This is a genomic window from Streptomyces sp. NPDC054786, assembly GCF_053611685.1.
The window spans coordinates 153439-177580 of sequence record NZ_JBSHAW010000012.1 but is presented as its reverse complement, the minus strand read 5'-3'; the positions used below and the strand labels follow the sequence as shown (position 1 = coordinate 177580).

Sequence of the window (24142 nt, the reverse complement as noted above, 5' to 3'; positions counted from 1 at the left end):
CACCACGACCGCGGCGACCACCGACACCCGCTGATGCGCGTCCTGGGCGACCATGCCCCAGGTCACGACGAAGTATGCGGGCGCCAGGCCGAAGCTGATCAGGTCGGAGAGGTTGTCGAGCTCGGCCCCCATCGCCGAGGCCCGCAGCTTGCGCGCCACCAGCCCGTCGAAGAGGTCGAAGACCGACGCCAGCAGCATCAGGATCACGGCCATCGCCGCACTGTGCCGGGCCATGCCGCCGTCATCGGTGCCCGTCAGATGCGGGATGAGGACCCCGGTGGTGGTGAAGTACACGGCCATGAAGCCGCAGATCGCGTTGCCGAGGGTGAGGGTGTCCGCTATTGACAGCCGCGTGGACAGCGGCATGTCGTCGTCCTCGTCGGTCTCGGGTGCCCAGCCCGCCTGTGTCTCGGGATCAATCACGGTCAAGACGAGTCACCCCCGCGGTGGTCGCCTGGCCGACCTCGACCGCCACCTCGACGCCCTCCGGGAGGTAGACGTCGACGCGCGAGCCGAAGCGGATCAGGCCGATCCGCTCGCCCTGCTCCACCTTGGTGCCCTCGGGCACGTAGGGGACGATACGGCGGGCCACCGCGCCGGCGATCTGCACCATCTCGATGTCGCCGAGCTCGGTGTCGAAGTGCCAGACGACCCGCTCGTTGTTCTCGCTCTCCTTGTTGAACGCCGGGACGAACCCGCCGGGGATGTGCTCCACGGACGTCACCGTGCCGGCCAGCGGCGCACGGTTGACGTGGACGTTCAGCGGGCTCATGAAGATCGCGACGCGGGTGCGTCCGTCCTTCCACGGCATGATGCTCTGCACCACGCCGTCGGCCGGGGAGATGACACGGCCCTGAGCGATCTCCCGCTCCGGGTCGCGGAAAAACCACAGCATGCCCGCCGCCAGTGCGGTGGTGGGCACGGCAACGGCGGCCCAGCGACCCGACCGGCGGGAGCGGACGAGGCTGACCGCTGCCGTGGCAACGGTCGGCAGGAGCCACGGCGACGCTCCGCGCGCGAGGCGGACGCGACCGCGTTGTGCAGAGGATTGGCTGTGGGGCATGGATGACCTTCGTAGCGGAGGATGCCGCGTATGGATACGGGGGACGGCGGCTTTCCGGGGATGCTATCGGTTGCGAGCGGCAACTGGCCAAGAGCCAGAGCCAATCCGTGGCCGAAGAACGATGACGGGGTGTGATCTTCGTCTAGACCAAAGCAGCCCAAACGGGATGTTCACCCCTGGATCCGGTACTCCTCGAGTAGCCGTCGCCCAATGATCATTTTCTGGATCTCGGCGGTACCTTCGCCGATCAGGAGCATCGGGGCCTCGCGGTAGAGCCGCTCGATCTCGTACTCCTTGGAGAAGCCGTAGCCGCCGTGGATGCGGAAAGCGTCTTCCACTACCTCCTTGCAGTACTCGGAGGCCAGGTACTTGGCCATGCCCGCCTCGAGGTCGTTTCGCTGGCCGGAGTCCTTTTTGCGAGCGGCATTAACCATCATCGCATGTGCCGCCTCGACCTTTGTCGCCATTTCCGCCAGTTTGAACTGGATGGCCTGGTGCTGGGCGATCGGCTTGCCGAAGGTGTGCCGCTGCTGTGCGTACGAAACACCCAGCTCGAAGGCGCGCTGGGCGACACCGCAGCCGCGGGCGGCCACATTGACCCGGCCGACCTCGACGCCGTCCATCATGTGATAGAAGCCACGTCCGGTCTCGCCGCCGAGCACCCGATCGGCCGGGATCCGCAGCCCGTCCATGATCAGTTCGGTGGTGTCGACACCCTTGTAGCCCATCTTGTCGATCTTGCCCGGAATGGTCAGGCCGGGCCGCACCTCACCGAAGCCGGCCTCCTTCTCCACGAGGAAGGTCGTCATCGACTTGTGCGGGGCGGTGCCCTCCGGGTGGCCCTCGTCGGTCTTGCACAGCACGGCGACCAGCGTCGACGTGCCGCCGTTGGTGAGCCACATCTTCTGGCCGTTCAGGACGTAATCGTTGCCGTCCCGCACGCCCTTGGAGGAGATGGCCGATACGTCCGAGCCGAGTGCCGGCTCCGACATCGAGAAGGCGCCGCGGATTTCACCGGCCGCCATCTTCGGCAGGAAATAGTCCTTCTGCTCCTGTGTGCCGTGCTGCTTGAGCATGTACGCCACGATGAAGTGGGTGTTGATGATGCCCGAGACGCTCATCCAGCCGCGGGCGATCTCCTCCACGGTCAGCGCGTAGGTGAGAAGGGACTCACCCAGACCGCCGTACTCCTCGGGAATCATCAGGCCGAACACGCCGAGTTCCTTGAGGCCCTCGACGATCTGCGAGGGATATTCGTCGCGGTGCTCCAGCTCCGTGGCGACCGGCAGGATCTCCTTGTCCACGAAGTCGCGGACGGTGGAGAGGATTTCCCGCTGGATGTCGGTCAGGCCCTCGGTCTGCGCGAGACGGGACATGGCTACTTCTCCTTCTTGGCCGGAGGGGCCTGCAGCTCCGGGCGGCCGGGCTGCTCGCCGCCGCGCTCCTTGATGTAGGTGGCCGTGGGGACCATGACCTTGCGCCGGAAGACGCAGACCAGGGTGCCGTCCTGCTTGTAACCCTTGGTCTCGACGTGCACGATGCCGCGGTCCGACTTGGAGCGGGACGGCGTCTTGTCGAGCACGGTCGTCTCGCCGTAGAGCGTGTCGCCGTGGAAGGTGGGCGCCACATGCTTCAGCGACTCGATCTCCAGATTGGCGATGGCCTTTCCGGAAACGTCGGGCACCGACATGCCCAGCAGCAGTGAGTAGATGTAGTTGCCGACGACGACGTTCTTGCCGAAATCGGTGGTCTGCTCCGCGTAGTTGCTGTCCATGTGCAGCGGGTGATGGTTCATCGTGAGCAGACAGAAGAGGTGGTCGTCGTATTCCGTGACGGTTTTCCCCGGCCAGTGCTTGTAGACATCGCCGACGGTGAACTCTTCATAGGTACGGCCGAACTGCATGGTGCTTATGCCTCCGGGGCCTCGAACTTGGACGTGCGGGTCATGCCGGCGGCCCGGCCCTTGCCGGCGACGACCAGCGCCATCTTCCGGCTCGCCTCGTCGATCATCTCGTCGCCGAGCATCGCGGAACCCTTGGCTCCGCCCGCCTCCGAGGTGTGCCACTCGTAGGCGTCCAGGATCAGCTCGGCGTGGTCGTAGTCCTCCTGGGAGGGCGAGAACACCTCGTTGGCGGCCTCGACCTGACCCGGGTGCAGCACCCACTTGCCGTCGAAGCCCAGGGCGGCGGCGCGGCCGGCGACCTCGCGATAGCCGTCAACATTCTTGATCTGAAGGTACGGTCCGTCGATCGCCTGCAGATCGTAGGTACGGGCTGCCATCAGAATGCGCATCAGAATGTAGTGATAGGCATCCGCCCCATAGCCGGGCGGCTGCTCGCCAACCACCAGCGACTTCATGTTGATGGACGCCATGAAGTCGGCCGGGCCGAAGATGATGGTCTCCAGGCGCGGTGAGGCGCCGGCGATCTCGTCGACGTTCACCAGGCCCTTGGCGTTCTCGATCTGCGCCTCGATGCCGATCCTGCCGACCTCGAAGCCCATGGTCTTCTCGATCTGCGTCAGCAGCAGGTCCAGCGCCACGATCTGCTGGGCGTCCTGGACCTTCGGCAGCATGAGGCAGTCGAGGTTGGGGCCCGCGCCCTCCACGACCGTGATGACGTCCCGGTACGTCCAGTGCGTCGTCCAGTCGTTGACCCGCACGACCCGGGTCTTGCCGGTCCAGTCGCCGTCGTTCAGCGCCTCGACGATGTGGTGCCGGGCGCCTTCCTTGGCGAGCGGCGCGCAGGCGTCCTCCAGGTCCAGGAAGACCTGGTCGGCCGGGAGCCCCTGGGCCTTCTCCAGGAAGCGCGGATTGCTGCCCGGGACCGCGAGACAGGAGCGCCGCGGGCGCAGACGGTTCACCTGGGTCATGCGGGGACCTCCAGAGGGTCGAGCTGGTTCGCTTTCCGGATCTCGTCGACGATACGGCCGATGATCTCCGTAATACCGAAGTCCTTGGGGGTGAACACGGCCGCCACTCCGGCTTCCCGGAGTGCGGCAGCATCGGCGGACGGGATGATGCCGCCGACGATGACGGGCATGTCATCCACGCCGGTGCGCCGCAGCCGGGCCAGTACGTCCGGCACCAGCTCGGCGTGCGAGCCGGACAGGATCGACAGACCGACACAGTGCACGTCCTCGGCGACCGCGGCCGAGACGATCTGCTCCGGGGTCAGCCGGATGCCCTGGTAGATCACCTCGAAGCCGGCGTCCCTGGCCCGTACGGCTATCTGCTCGGCGCCGTTGCTGTGCCCGTCCAGGCCGGGCTTGCCGACCAGCAGGCGCAGCTTGCCGCTGCCGAGTTCGGCCGCGGTCTTGGCGACCTTCTCGCGGACCGCGGCGAGCGGGCTGCCCTCCTCGGCTGCGACCGCCAGGGGAGCGCTGGAGACGCCCGTGGGTGCCCGGAACTCGCCGAAGACGTCCCGCAGCGCCCAGGCCCACTCGCCGGTCGTCACACCGGCACGGGCGCACTCCACGGTGGCCGCGAAGAGGTTGCCGTCGCCCGCCGCGGTCTTCTTCAGGACCGACAGCGCCTCCTGGGCGCGCGTCTCGTCGCGGTTGTCCCGCCAGTCGTGCAGCGCCTGGACCACCCGCGCCTCATTGGCCGGGTCGACGGTCATGATGGCCGTGTCGAGGTCCGCGGTGAGCGGGTTGGGCTCGGTGCCCTCGAAGCAGTTGACACCGACGATCTTCTCCTCGCCGGCCTCGATCCGGGCCCGCCGCTCGGCGTGCGCGGAGACCAGCTGCGACTTGAGGTAGCCGGACTCCACCGCGGCCATCGCGCCGCCCATCTCCTGGATCCGCTCGATCTCCGCGAAGCATTCGGTGACCAGCGCGTCCACCTTGGCCTCGATGACATGCGAGCCGGCGAAGATGTCCTCGTACTCCAGCAGATCGCTCTCGTGCGCCAGGACCTGCTGGATCCGCAGCGACCACTGCTGGTCCCACGGGCGCGGCAGCCCCAGCGCCTCGTTCCAGGCGGGGAGCTGCACGGCCCGGGCCCGGGCGTCCTTGGAGAGCGTGACGGCCAGCATCTCCAGGACGATCCGCTGGACGTTGTTCTCCGGCTGCGCCTCGGTCAGACCGAGCGAGTTGACCTGGACGCCGTAGCGGAACCGGCGCTGCTTCTCGTTCTCGATGCCGTAGCGCTCACGGGTGATCCGGTCCCAGATGCGGCCGAAGGCACGCATCTTGCACATCTCCTCGACGAACCTGACACCGGCGTTCACGAAGAACGAGATACGGGCCACGACATCGCCGAACTTCTCCGCCGGCACCTGCCCGGAGTCCCGCACCGCGTCCAGCACCGCGATGGCGGTGCTCATCGCGTACGCGATCTCCTGGACCGGCGTGGCGCCCGCCTCCTGCAGGTGGTAGCTGCAGATGTTGATCGGGTTCCACTTGGGGATGTGGGCCACCGTGTACGTGATCATGTCGGTGGTCAGCCGGAGCGAGGGGCCGGGCGGGAAGACGTGCGTCCCGCGCGACAGGTACTCCTTGACGATGTCGTTCTGTGTCGTCCCCGACAGCTTGGAGATGTCGGCGCCCTGCTCCTCGGCGACCACCTCGTACAGCGCCAGCAGCCACATGGCCGTCGCGTTGATGGTCATCGAGGTGTTCATCTGGTCCAGCGGGATGTCCTGGAACAGCCGTCGCATGTCGCCGAGGTGGGACACCGGGACCCCGACCCGGCCGACCTCACCGCGGGCGAGGACGTGGTCGGGGTCGTATCCGGTCTGCGTCGGGAGGTCGAACGCGACCGACAGGCCGGTCTGGCCCTTGGCGAGGTTGCGTCGGTACAGCTCGTTGGACGCCTCGGCGGTGGAGTGGCCGGCGTACGTCCGCATCAGCCACGGACGATCCTTCTGACGCTCAGTCATATCAGGCTCGAATCTTCGTGGTCCGGAAGTCCGAGTTGCCTCAGACGTTCCGGAACCGGTTGATGGCGTCGAGGTGCTTGGCGCGCATTTCTTCGTCGCGCACGCCCATCCCCTCCTCGGGGGCCAGTGCCAGCACGCCGACCTTGCCCTGGTGGAGGTTGCGGTGCACGTCGTACGCCGCCTGCCCGGTCTCTTCGAGGCTGTAGGTCCGCGAAAGGGTCGGGTGGATCTTGCCCTTGGAGATCAGGCGGTTGGCCTCCCACGCCTCGCGGTAGTTGGCGAAGTGCGAGCCGACGATCCGCTTCAGCGACATCCACAGGTAGCGGTTGTCGTACTCGTGGTTGTAGCCCGAGGTCGAGGCGCAGGTGACGATGGTGCCGCCCTTGCGCGTGACGTAGACGGACGCGCCGAAGGTCTCCCGGCCGGGGTGCTCGAAGACGATGTCCACGTCCTCGCCGCCGGTCAGCTCGCGGATGCGCTTGCCGAAGCGCTTCCACTCCTTGGGGTCCTGGTTGTGCTCGTCCTTCCAGAACTTGTAGCCCTCGGCGTTACGGTCGATGATCGCCTCGGCGCCCATCTTCCGGCAGATCTCCGCCTTCTGGTCCGAGGAGACCACACAGATCGGGTTGGCGCCGCCGGCCAGCGCGAACTGGGTGGCGTAACTGCCGAGTCCGCCGCTCGCGCCCCAGATCAGGACGTTGTCGCCCTGCTTCATCCCGGCGCCGTTGCGGGAGACCAGCTGGCGGTACGCGGTCGAGTTGACCAGACCGGGCGACGCCGCCTCCTCCCAGCTCAGGTGCTGGGGCTTGGGCATCAGCTGGTTGGACTTGACCAGCGCGATCTCGGCCAGGCCGCCGAAGTTGGTCTCGAAGCCCCAGATGCGCTGCTCGGGGTCGAGCATGGTGTCGTTGTGGCCGTCGGAGGACTCCAGCTCGACGGAGAGGCAGTGCGCGACGACCTCGTCGCCGGGGCCCCAGGCGTTGACGCCGGGCCCGGTGCGCAGCACCACACCGGCCAGGTCGGAGCCGATGACGTGGTACGGCAGGTCGTGCCGCTTGGTGAGCGGGGAGAGGCGGCCGTAGCGCTCCAGGAACGCGAAGGTCGAGATGGGCTCGAAGATCGAGGTCCAGACCGAGTTGTAGTTCACGGAGGAGGCCATCACGGCCACCAGTGCCTCGCCCGGTCCCAGCTCGGGAACCGGCACATCCTCGATGTGCAGCGACTTGCGGGGGTCCTTCTCCTTGGTTTCCAGGCCTGTGAACATCTCGGCCTCGTCCTTGTGCACGGTCACCGCGCGGTAGGACTCGGGGATGGTCAGCGCGGCGAAGTCGGCGCTGGTGGTGTCAGGCGCAACGATTGCGTCCAGGATTTCGTTCACGGTGTGCCTCCGGCGAAGCGCGTTGAGGAACGGCTTGAGGGAACGTCGGGGGTGGTGCGGAGGTGGTGCCGTCGGTTCGGCCGGGGTGGCTCCGTTGCCGTCGCCTCTGCGGGGATCGCAGAGCCGTCGGCCGCGGTGCCTGGCAGCGCTGGTGAGCGCGGTGCCCAGCGGCAGCTGGGAAGTGCCTGTGACGCAGGCATCCGGGCGGCCAGCCACGTGGGGCTGGTGGGACAGCCGGCGTGCGTGGGTTCTCAGCACGCCGGCCGCCCGGACACCTTCAACGTATGACACCGCGTGCCAGGCGACAAGACACTGAGTGCCAAGAATTTCTCTCAGATGTCATTCAGGCGGCACGCATGAGCGAAAGAGCCCCGATGGGAGGCGTGCGGATCACGCAAAGAAAGGTGAGGTGTGCGCAGCGTGCGCAGGGAGGGCGTTACGCCATCCGTGTCGCGGCCCGGTCGGTGCCTGGGTGCCGGGCCGCGCTCGTGTCCGGTTCCGGCCGGAAGGCCGTTACTTCCGTTCTTTGATCGCCTTGCGGATGGTGCGCATGACCTCGTCCAGCGGGGCGTCCGTGCGGGCCACCGCGACCAGCACCTCGCCCTCGCGCGAGACGGCCGCCGGGGGATTCTCCCCGCTGCTGGTGCGGCCCGCGCCGATGCCGGCGCCGAAGGTCTCCCGGACGATCTCGAAGGCATGGTCGAGCTGTGCCTCGACGTCGCCCTCCGCGCCGGCCCGCAGCCAGCGCCGCAGCACGTGGTTGTGCGCGGTGACCACGGCGGACGCCGCGACCTCGGCGAGCAGCGGGTCGTCGTCGCCCTCGCGGTGTGCGCCCTCGTCGAAGTGGCCCAGGAGATAGCGGGTGAACAGCCGCTCGTAGCGGGCCACCGAAGCGATCTCGGCCTCACGCAGGGTGGGGACCTCGCGGGTCAGGCTGTAGCGGGCCACCGACACGGCCGGGGAGGCCGCGTACATCCGCATGACCTCCTTGATGCCGCGGCAGACCGTGTCCAGCGGGTTCTCGTGCGGCGGAGCGGCGTCCAGGACGGCCTCCGCGCGCACGAGGGTGTCGTCGTGGTCGGGGAAGATCGCCTCTTCCTTGGAGCGGAAGTGGCGGAAGAAGGTACGCCGGGCGACGCCCGCGGCGGCCGCGATCTCATCGACCGTCGTCGCCTCATAGCCCTTGGTCGCAAACAGTTCCATCGCCGCCGCCGACAATTCGCGGCGCATTTTGAGCCGTTGCGCAGCCGCCCGACGGGTACCGGGAGTGGGGGTGTCGGGGGCGTCTGAGGGTTGCGTGCGAGCGGGCTGGGACATGTGGGGACGGTACTGCATATTTACGCGGCCTGCGGCATGAGGTGCAGCCCTTGTCCCTGTGAGCGGGGGTGGACCGCCGTCAGGTTCCAGCAGTCCACCCCACCCTCCCCCGGCCGGGCCGGGGTGCCGCCACGCGTCAGCGCCGGGCGTACTCACGGAAGCCGCGGCCGGTCTTGCGGCCGAGGCAGCCCGCGGCGACGAGGTGCTCCAGCAGCGGCGCCGGGGCCAGCCCGGGGTCGCGGAACTCGGCGTGCAGCACCTTCTCGATGGCCAGGGACACGTCCAGGCCGACCACATCGAGGAGTTCGAACGGGCCCATCGGGTACCCGCCGCCGAGCTTCATGGCGGCGTCGATGTCGTCCAGGGTCGCGTAGTGCTCCTCGACCATCTTGATCGCGTTGTTCAAGTACGGGAACAGCAGCGCATTCACGATGAATCCGGCCCGGTCGCCGCAGTCCACCGGGTGCTTGCGGACCTTGGTGCAGACCGCCCGCACGGTGGCGTGGACATCGTCTGCCGTCAGGACCGTACGCACCACCTCCACCAGCTTCATGGCGGGCGCCGGGTTGAAGAAGTGCATCCCGATGACGTCCTGCGGGCGCGAGGTGGCGCGGGCGCAGGCCACGACCGGCAGCGACGAGGTGGTGGTGGCCAGGACGGCGCCCGGCTTGCAGACCTTGTCCAGCGTCGTGAACAGCTCCTGCTTGACCGCCAGATCCTCGGCCACCGCCTCGACCGCGAGGTCCACGTCGGCGAACGCGTCCAGCGAACCGGCCGGGGTGATCGCCGCCAGCGCGGTGTCCCGGGCCTCGGCGCTCATCCGGCCCTTGTCCACGGAGCGGCCCAGCGACTTGGCGATCCTGGCCTTGGCCTTCTCCGCCTTCTCCAGGCTGCGGGCGGCCAGCACGACCTTGAAGCCCGCCTTGGCGAAGACCTCCGCGATACCGCTGGCCATCGTCCCGGAACCGGCCACGCCGACGCCGGTGACCGTACGCCCGCCGGCGAGCTCATCGGCGGCCGCCGGGCTCTCCGCGTCCGGCACGACCGTGCTGCTGCCCGGGGCGTCGTACGTGTAGAAGCCGCGGCCCGCCTTGCGGCCGGTCAGCCCCGCCTCGGTCAGCTGGCCGAGGATCGGCGCGGGGGCGTGCAGCCGGTCCTGGGAGTCGGCGTACATCGCCTCCAGGACCGTGCGTGCGGTGTCCACGCCGATCAGGTCGAGCAGCGCCAGCGGGCCCATGGGCAGACCGCAGCCGAGCCGCATCGCGGCGTCGATGTCCTCGCGGGTGGCGTACTTGGCCTCGTACATCGCCGCCGCCTGGTTCAGATAGCCGAACAGCAGGCCATCGGCGACGAAGCCGGGGCGGTCACCCACCGCGATCGGGTCCTTGCCCAGGTGGTGGGCGAGCTCCGTGACGGCCGCGACCGCGGTCGGCGCGGTGAGCACGGAGGAGACGACCTCGACCAGCTTCATGGCCGGTGCGGGGTTGAAGAAGTGCACGCCGAGCACTCGCTCGGGGCGCTGCGAGTCGGCGGCCAGCCGGGTCACGGACAGCGCATTGGTACCGGTGGCCAGGATGGTCTCCGGCCGCACCACGGCGTCCAGCTCGGCGAAGACCTGCCGCTTGAGCTCGTAGTCCTCGGGCACCACCTCGATGACGAGATCGGCGTCCGCGGCGGCCTGCACATCGGTGAAGGTACGGAACCGGGCCAGGATGTCCTGCCGCTCCCGCTCCGTGATCCGCTCGCGCTGCACCGCGCGGGCGGTGGCGGCTTCGAGGGCCGAGACGGCATGCCGGGCCGCGGCTTCGTCGGTGTCGATACCGATGACCTCGCGGCCGGCCCGCGCCAGCACCTCGGCGATACCGGTGCCCATGGTGCCCAGGCCGACGATGGCGACGGTGGAAAGGGACAGGGGGGAGGGTTCAGTTGAGAGATCAGGGGTGGACTGAGGGCCCATCGCGAGACTCCTGAGGGTGTTCCCCTGAATACAGGGGAGAAGTGACGACTGAGGGGTATCCGCGCGGCGCGATACCTGGCCTGCGCAGCGGCAGAGAAGCGGCGGTGAGCCGCGGGAGCCGCAGCGCTGCGGGAGCGCCGGCGGAGCGGGAGGCGCGGCGGGCCCTGTCCCGGGGCCGTGCCGTGTTCTCCGTACTGAGGTCGTGCTGTGCGGTGCCGAACCGACTTCACTCTGTGGCGGCTGCGTCACCAGGCCGCCCGAGCAGTGGTGCTGCTCGTTCCAGCAGGTTAACCGGTGAGTAACCAGAGCGCCAGGGGTAGCGGGGGTCATTAGGCTGTGGTGCAGGCCACGTCGCGGGAACCGGGGCGGCCCGGTGGGAGGGGATCGGCAAATGGAAGAGGAATTCCACGAGTTGACGGACCGGGTGCGCGCCGAACTCCGCTCCCCACAGGATCTGGTCGCTTACGAACGGTTGCTGGGGCTGGCCCGCAAGAGCACCCCGGCCGGGCGGGAAGAACTGGCCCGGATGCTGGTCGCCGTCGAACGTCCGCTGTGGGCCAGGGAGATCGCCGCCTTCATCCTCGGCTGCGCCGGCGACAAGCGGGCCTTCGAGACGCTCGTCCTGTTACTGAACTACCGCGACCCGGTGCGCTGCGCCACCGCCGCGCACGCCCTGGGCCGCCTCGGTGACCCCCGCACCGCCCGTGCCGCCGCCGCACTCGCCACCAATCCGCTGCGCACCGCCTACGCCCTGCACCCGGTCCGGCTGCTCGCCGAACTCCGTGCACCGCAGTCCGTACCCGCGCTGATCGCGACCCTGGAGCGGCTGCTGACCCCGCACAACCCCTACTGGCGGGTGGCGCTCGCCTGTGTCGAGGGGCTGGGCGCGCTGGGCGACCGGCGCGCGGTTCCCACGCTCACCGCAGCCGTCACCCATCCCCGGCTGGCGGCCGCTGCGGCGGCGTCACTGGCGCGGCTGGGGGTGCACGAGGACGTGACGGCGCAGGCCGGACCCGAGGTGACGGAGGACGGGCCGGACGGCGCGGGAGCCGGCGATCGGGGTCAGGGCTCCGAGCGGGGTGAGGGGACCGGTGGCGGCGGTTCCGGTTCCGGCGTCAGCGAGCGCCGGTAGCGCAGCTCCGGGACGCTGCGGCCGCCCACCTCGAACGCCTCCTCGGCCCCGTCCGGCACAAAACCGGCCCGTTCGTAGAACCGCTGGGCGCGGGTGTTGCCGCGAACCACCCACAGATACAGCGCGCGGTAGCCGCTCGCCCGTGCGCGGGCGGTGCCGGCGGCCATCAGGGCACGGCCGACGCCGGTGCCGATCAGGGCGGGCGCCACATAGAGGGCGAGCAGCTCACCCGCGGTCGGCGGCGGTGCGGGCAACTCCTCGGCCCCCGGGGCGATATCGGGGTCCCGGGCCGGTCCGACGCATGCCCAGCCGACCACCTCACCGTCCCGCTCGGCCACCAGCTCCGACACCTCCGGCGACCGGCGCGCGAACCACGACCGCCGTCGCTCGGCATCCGCCGACACGCTCATCGTGTCCAGATACGCCTGCGGCATCAGCCCCCGATACGCGGCCTGCCAGCCGTGGACCCGTACCGCCGAGACCGCGTCGACATCGGCCTCGGCCATCTCCCGTACGCGTACACGGTGCGGTGGCTGTGCCCGGCTCCGTTCATCAGACCCCTCCATGCAGGAGAGGGTAGGAGGCCCGTCAAGGAGTTTTCCCGTGCGGTGGAGCCGGCGGCACGCGGCGTACGGGCCGTCGCGGTCGCCCCCGGTGCGAGCGGCTCGCCGTCATCGACGAGCGGATCAGGGTCCGGACGGCGGCGCGCAACCGTCCGGCGCGGGCCCTGGCGGCGGCTCCGGCCCCCTCGGCCTGACCGCTCCGGCCGGGTCAGATCAGGGTCAACTGGGTTGGTTCCGCGGGCGCGTGGGGCCCGTCGCCGAGGGGTGCAGCGGCCGGTCCTGGGCCGGCGTCCGCCGGTGGGATCTTGCGGCCCGCACCGGGGCGGGAGGGCCCGATGCCGTACTCCGCGGCGAACTCATGGACCTGGCGGGTGATGCGGCGCTGGTACCACGTGGGGGCGTAGGCGCCGTCCCCGTACATCGTCCGGTAACGCCGCACCAGATGCGGGTGGTGGTGCTCCAGCCACGCCATGAACCATTCACGGGCGCCGGGCCGCAGATGCAGCACGAGCGGGGTGACGGAGCCGGCCCCGGCCTCGGCGATGGCGCGCACCGTGGCCCGCAGCTGCTCCGGTGCGTCCCCGAGGAACGGGATCACCGGCGCCATCAGCACACCGCACGGGATGCCGTGCGCGGTGAGCGTACGCACCACGTCCAGCCGGCGCTCGGGGGCGGGCGTGCCGGGCTCGACCGTGCGCCACAGTTCGCGGTCCAGGAAGCCGACGGAGACGGAGATGCCGACGTCGGTGACCTCGGCGGCCTGCTGCAACAGCGCCAGGTCCCGCAGGATGAGCGTGCCCTTGGTGAGGATCGAGAAGGGGTTGGCGTAGTCGCGCAGCGCCGTGATGATGCCGGGCATCAGGCCGTAGCGGCCCTCGGCGCGCTGATAGCAGTCGACGTTCGTGCCCATGGCTATGTGGTCACCGTGCCAGCGCCGCCCGGCCAGCTCGCGGCGCAGCAGTTCGGGGGCGTTGACCTTCACCACGATCTGCGAGTCGAAGTCCTGCCCGGTGTCCAGGTCGAGATAGCTGTGCGTCTTGCGCGCGAAGCAGTACACACAGGCATGACTGCACCCCCGGTAGGGATTCACGGTCCATTCGAACGGCATCCGCGAGGCGCCGGGCACGCGGTTCACGATCGAGCGGGCGCGCACTTCATGGAAGGTGATCCCACGGAATTCGGGGGTGTCGATCGTCCGGCTGACGACGTCCGTACCGAACAGCGCGGACGGGCTTTCGCCGAGATTGTCCCAGCGCATCGGGCCTCCTTCTGGATCCTGCAGAGCCCCCCGGCGCCATAATAGAACACATGTTCCCTTGAGGCTCGGCGGCCCTGAATTTGGGCGCGCCGCCGTGGGGTGGTTGGCTTGGCGGCGCATCGCAGGACCGGCAGTCGAGTACTGGAGGAACACACACATGGGTCAGGTCGAGGCCATCACGGAGCGCGAGATCGCGGCAGACCCGGAGGACGTGTTCGACGCGCTCGCCGACTACTCCGGCACGCGCCGGCAGCTGCTGCCCGAGCACTTCAGCGAGTACGAGGTCCGTGAGGGCGGCGACGGCAAGGGCACCCTCGTCCACTGGAAGCTCCAGGCCACGAGCAAGCGGGTGCGCGACTGCCTGCTGGAGGTCGACGAGCCGACCGACGGTCAGCTCGTGGAGAAGGACCGCAACTCCTCGATGGTGACCACCTGGGTCGTCACCCCGGCCGGCGAGAAGCGCGCCAAGGTCGTCGTCACCACCACCTGGCAAGGCGCCGGCGGTATCGGCGGTTTCTTCGAGCGGACCTTCGCCCCCAAGGGGCTCGGCCGGATCTACGACAGCCTGCTGGACAATCTCGCCGCCCACGTGGCGAAGTGATCGGCGATCACGCCCGTCACCCTGAGCGCATGCCTTCACACTCACCGGTTCGGGTGGTTTCCGGTGGGTCGAAGTGTCCGGGCCACCGGAACGCTTCTGTACGGAAAGCCCTGATGGGAGCCCAATAGGCGCCCCGGGCAACGTACTTGATGCCCCTTCCCACCCCGCACGCACCCTTTCGCCGCGGTTGATCGGTGTTGTCGCCCAATGCGAGAAATTGGGCGGCAACAGGCGTGACGAGGGGAGCAGCACGTGGGTGGGACCATCCTGAGCGAGCGGGTCGAGTGGATCGGTCCGCCCGTCCCCGGCGCGACAACGGCTCCGGCCGCGAACGACAAACCGCAGGGCCCCGCCCCCGGTGCCCCGGTGCCGCTCGGCCCCCGCCGGGTCCGCATGGTCTTCGTCGGCCTGATGCTGACCCTGCTGCTCGCGGCCCTCGACCAGACGATCGTCGCCACCGCGCTCCCCAAGATCGTCGGCGAGCTGCACGGCCTGGGCGAGATGTCCTGGGCGGTGACGTCCTACCTCCTCGCCTCGACCATCGGACTGCCGCTCTACGGCAAGCTCGGCGATCTCTTCGGCCGCAAGCCCGTCTTCCTCTTCGCCATCCTCGTCTTCACCGTCGGCTCGGCGCTGGCCGGCTGGTCGCGGACCATGGACGAACTGATCATCTTCCGGGCCGTCCAGGGCGTCGGCGGCGGCGGCCTCATCATCGGCGTCCAGGCGATCATCGCCGATGTCGTCCCGCCGCGGGCCCGCGGCCGCTACCTGGGCCTGATCGGAGCCGCCTTCGGCCTCGCCTCCGTGGCCGGGCCGCTGATCGGCGGCTTCTGCACCGACCACGCCTCCTGGCGCTGGTGCTTCTACCTCAACGTCCCGTTCGGCGCGCTGACGCTCGTCGTCATCGCCTGCGTGCTGAAGCTGCCCCGGCCCGCGCGCCGCGCCCGACTGGACGTCGCCGGGGCGCTGTTGCTCGCCGCGTTCTCCACCTGCCTGGTCCTGCTGACCAGTTGGGGCGGCACCGAGTACGCCTGGAACTCGCGGGTCGTCCTCGGCCTCGGGGCCGGTGCGCTCGGCTGTGCCCTGCTGTTCGTCGCCGTCGAGCACTTCGCCGCCGAACCGCTGATCCCGCTGCGGCTGTTCCGCGACTCGATCTTCAATCTCACCGGCCTGATCGGCGCCGTCGTCGGTGTGGCGCTCTTCGGCGCCGCCAGCTACCTGCCGACCTTCCTGCAGATGGTCGACGGCGCCACGGCCACCGAGTCCGGGCTGCTGATGCTGCCCATGATGGGCGGCATCGTCCTCGCCTCGATCGTCTCCGGCCAGCTCATCAGCCGCACCGGGCACTACAAGGTGTTTCCCGTACTGGGCTGCGCGGCGGCCGCGGTGGGGATGTGGCTGCTGTCGCGGATGCAGCAGGACACCCCGCGCGAGGACTACAGCCTCTGGATGGGCATCCTCGGCCTCGGCATCGGCTTCGTCATGCCGGTGCTGGTGCTCGCCGTGCAGAACTCCGTACGCACCGCCGACCTCGGCACCGCGACCAGCGCCACCAACTACTTCCGGCAGATCGGCGGCAGCGTCGGCGCGGCCATCTTCGGCACCCTCTTCGCCGACCGGCTGGCCCGCCAACTCGGCGACCGGCTGCCGGAGTCGGCGCGGCTGCCCGACCCGGAGTCGATCACCCCGCAACTGGTGCGCGCACTGCCCGCCTCGCTGCGCGACAGCTATGTCGCCGCGTATGCGCACGCCATGCCGGGGATCTTCTTCTACCTCGTGCCGGTCCTCGTCCTGGGCCTTGTGCTCGCCTTCTTCCTGAAAGAGAAACCCCTGGTGTCCCACGCCTCTCCTGCTCCGCAGGCCTCCCCGACCCCGCAGGCCCCGTACGGCGATCCGGCCGACCCCGCCGCCGTACCCCCGGCACGTTCCGCTGCGGACGCGACCGCCCCCCACTCCCATGGCAGCCAACCGACGTATCCCCGTGCACACGGCTACGCCTCCACCGGACACCCCACCGTCACGGCCGGCGTCCCGGTGTGCGGCACCGTCCAGCACCACGACGGCAGCATCGTGCCGCGTGCCGCGCTCACCCTCATCGACGTCGCCGGCCGCCAGGTCGGCCGCGGCGCCACCGGCGACGACGGGCGGTATGCGCTGAGCACGCCGGGCGCCGGCTCGTATGTGCTGATCGCGGCGGCCGGCGGGCACCAGCCGCAGGCCGTCAGCGTCACCGTCGGCGAACGGCCGGTCGAGCTGGACGTCGTGCTCGGCGGCGCGGGGCGCCTCGCGGGCACCGTCACCACCGCCGACGGCACGCCCGTACGCGATGCCATGGTCACCCTCACCGACGTCCGCGGCGAGGTCGTCGCCACCACCCGCAGCGGACGCGAAGGCGGCTATGTCATCGGGGAGTTGGTGGCCGGTGAGTACACGCTCGCCTCCAGCGCCCCCGCGTTCCGCCCCGCCGCACTGCCGGTGACCGTGCAGGCGTCGCGGGAGACCCGCCAGGACGTCGAGCTCGCCGGCGGTGCGGTGCTGCGCGGGACCGTACGGGCCGGCGGCGGCCGCCCCGTCGAGGATGCCAGGGTCACCCTCCTGGACGCCGCCGGCAATGTCGTCGACACCGCGACCACCGGCCCCGACGGGCTGTTCCGCTTCGTGGATCTGTCGGCCGGCGAGTACACCGTCATCGCCGCCGGATACCCGCCGGTGGCCACCGTCCTGCGGATGGCGGGAGGCGGCCGCACGGAGCGCGACCTCCAGCTGGGGCACGAGGACTGAGCTCTTCGCGACGGCTGCGGCGGACGGTGCGCACGGTGCGCGGACGCACTCCCTCTTCGGGGAATGCCGCCCGCCGCACCGTGCCGCGGTCGTACCGTGGTGGGGGTGGTGCACGGTCGGTGTACGAAGGAGCAACCACCCATGGAACGTGGCCTGTTGAACGGCGACGACCTGACCCTCGCGGCGCCCCGGGCGGCCGCACCCCGGGACGCGGCGCCCGGACGGATTCCGCTTGCGGTCGTGGTGGTGGACGCGGACGGCCGGATCTCCCACTGGAGCAGCGGTGCGCACCGGCTCTTCGGGCCCGCCCGTGAGGAGGCGGTGGGCGCCCCCGCCGTCGATCTGATGCCGGTCACGGGTGCGCTCGGCGACAAGGGGTGGGGTGAGCGCACGCACGGCCCCGAGCTGAGCCATGGCTTCGAGGAGCACCACAGCCCTGACCGGCAGGCCTCGTCGGGCGGCGGCGCGTCCTGTCCCACGGCCGGCCGGGCCCGGATGGCCGCCGCCGGCACCGGCCCGGTGGACCTGCTGTGGTGGGCGTACCCCCTGGTGGGTTCCGGCGCCGGACGGATCCTCGTACTCGCGGCGGACGTCGGCCTGTTACCCGGTGAGAGCAACAAGGAGCGCGGCGCCGGACACGAACGCCTTGCGCCCGCCTTCGCGCCGCACACCGACATCCCCGGCGCCGGAGACCTGGCCCGCAGGCTGCCGGAGATCCTGCCGGGCATAAGCCCCCAGGAGAGCGCCCGGATCGTCTCCCAGGTCCTGGAACTGGGCTGTCCGGTGCTGGAGGTCAGCCTCCAGGAGCGGTTCCCGGTGACCCTGGACTGAGCGGCGTGCGCGCCCCACTGCCCTGCGGCCGGCGGGGCCCGTGGTGGGATGGGGCGCATGGTGGACATCAGCTTTCCGGAGCCGCGCATCGGACCGGAGTGGGCCCGGCGAGGCATCGGGGCCTTCCGGGATGCGGAGGCGTTCGAGCGGTTCGCGGCGGTGTACCGGGAGGCGATGGACGCCCTGCCCGAGCCCGACGCACAGCTGAACGTGGACACCGCGTTCGGGACGGTGCGGGTGTACCGGTTCGGTACGGGGGAGGGAGTGCCGCTCGTACTGATGCCGGGTCGGCAGTCGTGCACCCCGTTGTGGCGGACGAATCTGCCGGGGCTGATGAAGAGCGGACGCCCCGTGTACGCCGTCGACGGGCTCGGTGAGCCGGGCTGCAGTGTGCAGTCGGCGCCGATGACATCCGGGGCCGACCAGGCGGCCTGGATCGACGAGATGCTCGCTCAACTGGGCCTGCCCCGGGCGCATGTGCTCGGCGTGTCGATCGGGGGCTGGCTGGCGGTGCAGGTCGCCCTCCACCGTCCCGGGCGGATCGCGTCGGTGATCGCACTGGATCCGGCGAGCACCTTCGCGCCGCTGACCTGGAAGATGATCGTGGTCTCGCTGGGCAGTGTGGTGCCGGGGATGCCGGCGGGGCTGCGCAACCGGCTGCTGGGCTGGATCTCGGGCGGTATCGACAACGCCGCCGAGCACATCGAGGGCCGGCTGATCGCCTCGGGGATGCGGGACTTCAAGGTCAGCTTCCCGGCCCCGGCCAGGCCCGGCGATGACGAGCTGCGCGCCCTGCGCGTACCCGTGCTCGCACTGATCGCCGGCAAGAGCATCGTGCACGACCCGCAGCAGGCCGCGGCCCGGGCCCGTACGTTGCACGACGGCACCGTGGAGGTCTGGCCCGAGGCATCGCACGCGATCAGCGGGGAGTATCCCGAGCGGACCGCGGAGCGGGTGAACGCGTTTCTCCGGGAAGGGTGAGATCCCCACGAGCCGTCGGAGCCGTGCGGCCCGCTGCACTCACGCGGTCTGTCAGGGCCGAGGGGCGAGCCGGGCGGGCGCCGAACCGAAATGCAGCCGGGTGATGAGCGGGCGGTCCCCGCGGAGCAGGGGCAGGGCCGCGGCGCGGGGCGCGAGATAGCCGAGGACACCACGGCCCGCGGGGAGCGGAACCTCGGCCACTTCGCTGATGGCCGGATGGGCGCTGAGCAGCTGCTCCCGCCCGACCGCGTCCATGCCCCAGGGCATCGGGGGCAGACGATGGCCGCCGGGCCCCTTGGCGCCGGTGCGGGTGCGGGCGCTGAAGCGCCGCGACACGGTGTCGAACACCATCGAGCCACCGGGAAACGCCTCGGCGCAGGCGGCGATCAGCTGGGTCACCTGCGCGGGCTGGAGATACATCAGCAAGCCCTGCGCGGTCACCAGCACACCGCGTGCGGCGTCGATCCCCGTCATCCATTGGGTGTTGCGGGCGTCGCAGGCGATGAGCCGCTGCCGATCCCCGTGCGGCAGTACGCGCCGGCGCAGCGCCAGCGGGTCGGTGAGGTCGACGGTGACCCAGTGGGCCCGGCCGTTGTCCACCCGCCAGAACTGTGTCTCCAGGCCCTCGCCGAGAGCGATCACGGTGCCGTCCGGGTGGGCGGCGAGGAATGCCCGCACCACCCGGTCGAATCCCAGGGCCCGGAGGGCAATGGCCTGCGCCAGCCATGGCCGGGTGCCGCCCAGCCGTTCCACGAAGGGGAAGTCCACTTCGGTGAGGAGTTGTACGGCGCGTGGATCGGGCAGCACCGTGTCCGGGCGGGCGGCTTCGGCGGCGCGGTGATAGAGCGTCCACAACGCCGTTTCGGGAACTCCCTTGAGGTCTGCCTTGACGCGGCCTGGCACCGAGTTCCTCCCAGAGTGCGGTGTGGCGGTGGGCCGGCGGCGTGACACCTCTCGGCCCACCGGATGCACTGCCTCGATCCGGCGTTGATATCGCCACTCCCGCCCCGCACGGGGCCGTTCGGGGGGCCGGTCACCCTGGGGGGTGCTTAGTCGTACCTTCGGTCCGGAACACCTGCCCGCATAACTCGGCACATGCTAACGTAAGTTGGCATGTGCTGGAGTGTGAGTCTGCCGTGAGAGACCCGACGCCGACCGGCGATGAACTCGTTCGCCTGCTGGCGACGCTCTCCAACCCTCATCGGATGCGGGTGGTCGCCGCGCTCCAGGCGGCGCCGAACTATGTCAGCCAACTGGCGCGTGAGCTGGGCATCTCCCGGGCGCTGCTGCAGGTCCATCTGAAGAAGCTGGAGACGGCCGGTCTGGTCTCCTCGCGGATACAGGTGTCGGACGACGGGAAAGCGATGAAGTTCTACGAGGTGACCGCCTTCTCGGTTCACCTGACCCCCGAGTGTCTTGCGACTGCGGCGAAGACGCTGACCATCGAGAAGGGATCCCCGTGATGAACTATCACCAGTGGCAGGAAGTCATCGGCACCATCGGGATCTTCGTCCTGCTGACCGCCGTTCTCGTCACGATCATCTGGCAGGTCGCGATCACCCGGCGGGCCACGGCGCAGCTGGCGCGCGAGGACGCGTACAGGAAGCTCGCCGGTGCCGCTGTCGAGGGGCAGGAGCGCATCGCGCGGGAGCTGACAGCCATCACCGGTCAGGTCGCGGATCTGCAGGGCCGTACCCGAACGATCGAGAGGGTCCTCAAGGACGTCGAATAGCCCCTGTATGCCGGTAGGCCGTCGAGCGGCAACTCGACGGCCCACGAACGGCAAACGAACCACCTCGCCATCGGCGAGTTCCACAGGATCGATTCACCACGTAGAGGAGAGCAGCTCATGCTGCCCAAGAGCAAGTCGCGGCCGGGCCGGATCGCGGCCGTCGCCGGCTGGTCCGCACGGCATCGCACGGCGGCGGTCGCCGGATGGCTGGTGCTGGTCGTACTCGCCGTACTGGCGGGCGCGATGACCACCGGAGAGGGCGCGTCCGCCGTCGATCCGGGGGAGGCCGGGCGCGCCCAGCAGCGGATCGACGCCCGGCACGGCGGCGACTCCTACCGGGAGAACGTGCTGATACAGAGCCGGGATACCGGTGACCGGCGCCGCTTTGCGCAGGACACACGGCGGGTGGCGGCCGCCGCGGACCTGGTGGCCGAGCTGCGCCGGGCCCGGGAGGCCGTGACGGATGTCGGCTCACCACGGGGCGCGGAGGGCGGCCGGTGGGTCTCGCGGGACGGCAGCTCGGGCCTCGTCACCTTTGAAGTCCGGGGCCCGGAAGAACGGTTCGCCCGCCATGCGGCCCGGGCGAGGAACGCTGTCACGCTGGTGCAGAAGCGGCATCCCCGGGTGCGGGTCCTCCAGGCGGGGGACGGCAGTCTCTCCGAAGCCGTCAATGACGGGATCAAGGGCGATCTGCAGCACGCCGAGACGATCTCCCTCCCGCTCACCCTGCTGATCCTGCTGGTCGTGTTCGGCTCACTGACCGCCGCCGGGATCCCGCTGTTGATGGCGGGGACCACCGTGGCGGCCGCGTTCGGACTGCTTCAACTGGTGGGCCGGTGGGTGCCGTTCAACAGCGCGGCCTCGGCGATCGTGCTGCTGATCGGGATGGCCGTCGGCATCGACTACTCACTGTTCTCCCTGCGCCGCGTACGCGAAGAGCGGGCCGCCGGCCACGAGTTGCGCGAGGCGTTGCGGATCACGGCGGCCACCTCGGGACGCGCCGTGGTGGCATCCGGCGTGACGGTGATGGTCTGCATGACGGGGCTGCTGTTCACCGGTGTGGATGTCTTCAAGGGACTGACCGTGGGCACGGTGCTGGTGGTCGGCCTGACCGTGCTCGGGTCCGTCACGGTGCTGCCCGCGCTGCTGTCCGCCCTCGGCGACCGGGTCGACAGGCCCCGCGTCCCCTGGCTCGGCCGGCGACGGGTCATACCGAGGGAGTCGCAGGTCTGGGGGCGGGTGGCGGCGATGGCCGTTCAACGGCCCCTGCTGGCAGGCGTGTCGATGGCTGTCGTCCTCGTGGCCATGGCACTGCCGGCGCTCGGAATGCGGCTGCAGGACGCGGCGGTGACGGCCAGCCTTCCGCCCGGTGCCTCGGCCGCGGTGGATGCCGCACGGGAGATGCAGCGGGTGTTCCCCGGGGCGGCGACCGCTGCGCGGGTCGTCGTCGACCGGCCGGACGGGGCGTCGGCGGACACCCCTGAGGTACGCAGGGCCGTTGACGGTCTTCACCGGCAGGCGGCCGCGAGCGGGGGAGCGCTCCGGGAGCCCATCACCGTGGTGCCGGTCGGCGGTGCCCTGGTGGTCCGGGTGCCGCTGGAGGGCGCCGTCACCGATCCGGCGGCCGATCGCGCCCTGGCCACCCTGCGGGAACGCGCGCTCCCGGCCACCCTCGGCCCGCCGGCGGGCGTCCGCTATGCCGTCGCGGGGAAGACCGCGATGCCGCACGACTTCGCCCGGCAGGTCACCGCCAGGACACCGCTGGTCTTCGGCTTCATCCTCGCCCTGGCGTTCGTCCTGCTCATGGTGGTCTTCCGGTCGTGGACGCTGCCGCTGGTGTCGATCCTGCTGAACCTGCTGTCCATCGGGGCCGCGTACGGGGTGCTGGTCTGGGTCTTCCAGGACGGCCATCTGGAATCGGCGCTTGGCTTCACGTCCTACGGCGGCGTGGTCAGCTGGCTTCCGCTGTTCATGTTCATCGTGCTGTTCGGGCTCAGCATGGACTACCACATCTTCATCCTGAGCCGGATCAAGGAGAGGCGGCTCGGCGGCGCCGCGCCGCGGGACGCCGTCGTGTCGGGCATCGCCGGCAGCGCCGGTGTCGTCAGCAGCGCAGCGCTCATCATGACCGGGGTCTTCACGGTCTTCCTCACGCTGTCGGCCGTCGAGTACAAGATGCTCGGGCTGGGGATGGCACTGGCGGTGCTGCTCGACGCCACCGTGATACGCGGTGTCCTGCTCCCGGCGGCGATGGCGCTGCTGGGCGAGCGCGCCTGGACGCTGCGGCGGGGCGGACGGCCGCGGAGCTGAGGGAACGCCCCCGGAGCCGGCCCTCAGGCGCCGTTTCCGGGGCGGTGCCGCCCGCCGGACGTCACCGCGTCAGATCGCGGTGGACGACCCGGGCGGTGCCCTCGACGGTGTCCACGCCGTAGCCCATGGTGTGGTTTCCGGTGGAGAGGACGGCCATGCCGTAGTCGTGACCGCTGCCGGTGAAGGTGCCGACGCTGTTCACCCGCCAGCCGCCGGTGTCGCGCGGCAGCCAGCCGTTCTTGACGTGGACGGCTGCCGTGGCGGGGGCGCCGGCCGGAACTCCCCAGCGCTGGTCGGGGGCGACCCGGTGCATCAGGTCGAGGGCGTAACCGCGGGAGGCCGCGGTGAGCACCGTGTTGTCCGTGGTGAGCAGCTGCATCAGCTGGAGCTGGTCGCCGGCGGTGATCTGGGTGAGGCCCCAGGCCCCGCCCGCGCCGGGGACGGTGTGCCGCATACCGGCCAGGGACAGGAAGCGCTTGATGCCGGCGGGACCGATCTGGTGCCAGAGCGCGGACGTCGAGGCGTTGTCCGACTTGGTGATCATGGCCTTCGCCAGCTTCATCTCGTGCGGGGTCAGCCCGCGGTGCGCCTCCTGGGCCTGCCGCAGCAGGGCCCCGAGCACGGTGACCTTCACCACACTCGCCGAGTCGAAGTGGGTGCCGGCCTTGAACTCACAGCGGGTGTGGGTGTGCCGGTCGTAGATCGCCAGCGCCGAGGCGCCCTCGCGCCCGTGGAGGGCGTCGGCGATGTCCTGGGACAGGGCGGGCGCCAGGCCCGGCTTCTGCGAGCTGCACACGACCTTGGAGCCGCCCACCGGCGTGCTGGCGGTGCTGGCCGAGGCCGAGGTCGCCGTGGTGAGTGCCGTGAGCAGTGCTCCGGCAGCCACGGCCGCGGCCAGCCCGCGGCGCGTGCAGGTCGATAGGCGTGATCCGTGCATGAAGGTGGTGTCCTTGTCCCGCTGTGTATCGGAGGCCCGCTATGGGGCGGCCGGCCTCGGGCGACCGACGCTGCACCGGGTCTCCGCGGCCGTGCTGCGGCCGGGGTCCCGGTTGAAGGGTCACGGTGACGATACGTGGCGGGGGGTGGGACACCTCGGACAGTTGGGGTGATATGTCCGTATTTGGGCGGCGTCTGGGAGTGTGACTTTCGACAAATCGGACGGTGGGCAGGAATGTGCGGGTGGGGGTGGATGCGGGTGGGGGAACGGGTTCGTGGAGTGGATGTCGCGGGGGTGGACGCGGGTGGTTTCTAGGGGCGCGGCAGGGCCTTGCGGGGTGTGGCGGCGGCGCGCGGGCGACGGGTGGCGGCCGCGCGCCGCCCGCGTGCGCCGGCCCACAGCTGGCGGCTGCGGAGTGCCA

At 70.3% G+C, this 24142-nt stretch carries 21 protein-coding genes; 8 read left to right on the top strand and 13 right to left on the bottom strand.

Annotated features, from left to right (window positions below; translation table 11 throughout):
* The 9 genes from ACWGI6_RS13070 to ACWGI6_RS13030 form a co-directional block, all read right to left on the bottom strand.
* Positions 1 to 429, bottom strand: a 429-nt coding sequence (locus ACWGI6_RS13070; RefSeq protein ID WP_453267547.1) for a CDP-alcohol phosphatidyltransferase family protein, incomplete at its 3' end; no start/stop codon positions are given.
* Positions 416 to 1063 (bottom strand): phosphatidylserine decarboxylase, encoded by a 648-nt coding sequence (locus tag ACWGI6_RS13065; protein ID WP_453267546.1) that lies wholly within the window; start codon positions 1061 to 1063, stop codon positions 416 to 418. The genes ACWGI6_RS13070 and ACWGI6_RS13065, both read right to left, overlap by 14 nt.
* Positions 1064 to 1233: 170 nt before the next feature.
* Entirely contained in the window at positions 1234 to 2439 is a 1206-nt protein-coding gene (locus tag ACWGI6_RS13060; protein ID WP_453267545.1) for an acyl-CoA dehydrogenase family protein, read from the bottom strand.
* Between the two features lie 2 nt (positions 2440 to 2441).
* Entirely contained in the window at positions 2442 to 2966 is a 525-nt protein-coding gene (locus ACWGI6_RS13055; protein ID WP_127153888.1) for a MaoC family dehydratase, read from the bottom strand.
* 5 nt (positions 2967 to 2971) lie between these two features.
* Positions 2972 to 3934 carry an HpcH/HpaI aldolase/citrate lyase family protein gene (locus ACWGI6_RS13050; RefSeq protein ID WP_393908772.1) on the bottom strand — a complete coding sequence of 321 codons (963 nt, stop codon included), beginning with the start codon at positions 3932 to 3934 and terminating at the stop codon, positions 2972 to 2974.
* Positions 3931 to 5943: a protein meaA gene (locus tag ACWGI6_RS13045; protein WP_453267544.1), complete on the bottom strand. Its 2013-nt coding sequence runs from the start codon at positions 5941 to 5943 to the stop codon at positions 3931 to 3933. The genes ACWGI6_RS13050 and ACWGI6_RS13045 overlap by 4 nt, the downstream gene beginning before the upstream one ends.
* A gap of 40 nt (positions 5944 to 5983) precedes the next feature.
* Positions 5984 to 7321, bottom strand: a complete 1338-nt coding sequence (gene ccrA / locus ACWGI6_RS13040; RefSeq protein WP_453267543.1) for a crotonyl-CoA carboxylase/reductase — start codon at positions 7319 to 7321, stop codon at positions 5984 to 5986.
* A gap of 513 nt (positions 7322 to 7834) precedes the next feature.
* Positions 7835 to 8638, bottom strand: a complete 804-nt coding sequence (locus tag ACWGI6_RS13035; protein WP_453267542.1) for a TetR family transcriptional regulator — start codon at positions 8636 to 8638, stop codon at positions 7835 to 7837.
* A 136-nt stretch (positions 8639 to 8774) separates the two neighbouring features.
* Entirely contained in the window at positions 8775 to 10595 is a 1821-nt protein-coding gene (locus ACWGI6_RS13030) for a 3-hydroxyacyl-CoA dehydrogenase family protein (RefSeq protein WP_453267541.1), read from the bottom strand.
* Positions 10596 to 10986: 391 nt separating this feature from the next.
* Between ACWGI6_RS13030 and ACWGI6_RS13025 the strand changes: the two genes are divergently transcribed.
* Positions 10987 to 11727 (top strand): HEAT repeat domain-containing protein, encoded by a 741-nt coding sequence (locus ACWGI6_RS13025; RefSeq protein ID WP_453267540.1) that lies wholly within the window; start codon positions 10987 to 10989, stop codon positions 11725 to 11727.
* Here the strand turns inward: ACWGI6_RS13025 and ACWGI6_RS13020 are convergent.
* Positions 11658 to 12233: an N-acetyltransferase family protein gene (locus ACWGI6_RS13020; protein WP_453267555.1), complete on the bottom strand. Its 576-nt coding sequence runs from the start codon at positions 12231 to 12233 to the stop codon at positions 11658 to 11660. The two genes, ACWGI6_RS13025 and ACWGI6_RS13020, sit on opposite strands and share 70 nt — an antisense overlap.
* 265 nt (positions 12234 to 12498) lie before the next feature.
* Positions 12499 to 13548: an Rv2578c family radical SAM protein gene (locus ACWGI6_RS13015; protein ID WP_453267539.1), complete on the bottom strand. Its 1050-nt coding sequence runs from the start codon at positions 13546 to 13548 to the stop codon at positions 12499 to 12501.
* A gap of 157 nt (positions 13549 to 13705) precedes the next feature.
* Here ACWGI6_RS13015 and ACWGI6_RS13010 point away from each other — a divergent pair, with 157 nt between their 5' ends.
* The 4 genes from ACWGI6_RS13010 (at position 13706) to ACWGI6_RS12995 (ending at position 18742) form a co-directional block, all read left to right on the top strand.
* Complete coding sequence (locus ACWGI6_RS13010; protein ID WP_393908764.1) at positions 13706 to 14149, top strand: SRPBCC family protein; 444 nt, start codon at positions 13706 to 13708, stop codon at positions 14147 to 14149.
* 252 nt (positions 14150 to 14401) lie between these two features.
* Complete coding sequence (locus tag ACWGI6_RS13005; protein ID WP_453267538.1) at positions 14402 to 16930, top strand: MFS transporter; 2529 nt, start codon at positions 14402 to 14404, stop codon at positions 16928 to 16930.
* Positions 16931 to 17071: 141 nt separating this feature from the next.
* Positions 17072 to 17761, top strand: coding sequence for a PAS domain-containing protein (locus ACWGI6_RS13000; RefSeq protein WP_453267537.1), 690 nt, complete (start codon positions 17072 to 17074; stop codon positions 17759 to 17761).
* A 57-nt stretch (positions 17762 to 17818) separates the two neighbouring features.
* Positions 17819 to 18742: an alpha/beta fold hydrolase gene (locus tag ACWGI6_RS12995; protein WP_453267536.1), complete on the top strand. Its 924-nt coding sequence runs from the start codon at positions 17819 to 17821 to the stop codon at positions 18740 to 18742.
* 51 nt (positions 18743 to 18793) lie between these two features.
* Here ACWGI6_RS12995 and ACWGI6_RS12990 read toward each other — a convergent pair whose 3' ends face one another.
* A complete protein-coding gene (locus ACWGI6_RS12990; RefSeq protein ID WP_453267535.1) occupies positions 18794 to 19645 on the bottom strand; it encodes a class I SAM-dependent methyltransferase in 852 nt (283 codons plus the stop codon).
* 233 nt (positions 19646 to 19878) lie between these two features.
* On the opposite strand from ACWGI6_RS12990, the gene ACWGI6_RS12985 reads away from it, so the two are divergent.
* The 3 genes from ACWGI6_RS12985 to ACWGI6_RS12975 all read left to right on the top strand — a co-directional run bounded on the left by ACWGI6_RS12985 (position 19879) and on the right by ACWGI6_RS12975 (position 22784).
* On the top strand, positions 19879 to 20205 hold the full coding sequence (locus ACWGI6_RS12985) for an ArsR/SmtB family transcription factor (protein ID WP_393908760.1): 327 nt from the start codon (positions 19879 to 19881) through the stop codon (positions 20203 to 20205).
* Positions 20205 to 20474 carry a hypothetical protein gene (locus tag ACWGI6_RS12980; RefSeq protein ID WP_393908759.1) on the top strand — a complete coding sequence of 90 codons (270 nt, stop codon included), beginning with the start codon at positions 20205 to 20207 and terminating at the stop codon, positions 20472 to 20474. Before ACWGI6_RS12985 ends, ACWGI6_RS12980 begins: the two co-directional genes overlap by 1 nt.
* Before the next feature lie 117 nt (positions 20475 to 20591).
* On the top strand, positions 20592 to 22784 hold the full coding sequence (locus ACWGI6_RS12975; RefSeq protein WP_453267534.1) for an MMPL family transporter: 2193 nt from the start codon (positions 20592 to 20594) through the stop codon (positions 22782 to 22784).
* 61 nt (positions 22785 to 22845) lie between these two features.
* On the opposite strand, the gene ACWGI6_RS12970 is transcribed toward ACWGI6_RS12975, so the two are convergent.
* A complete protein-coding gene (locus ACWGI6_RS12970; RefSeq protein ID WP_453267533.1) occupies positions 22846 to 23721 on the bottom strand; it encodes a serine hydrolase in 876 nt (291 codons plus the stop codon).
* Positions 23722 to 24142 lie beyond the last annotated feature (421 nt).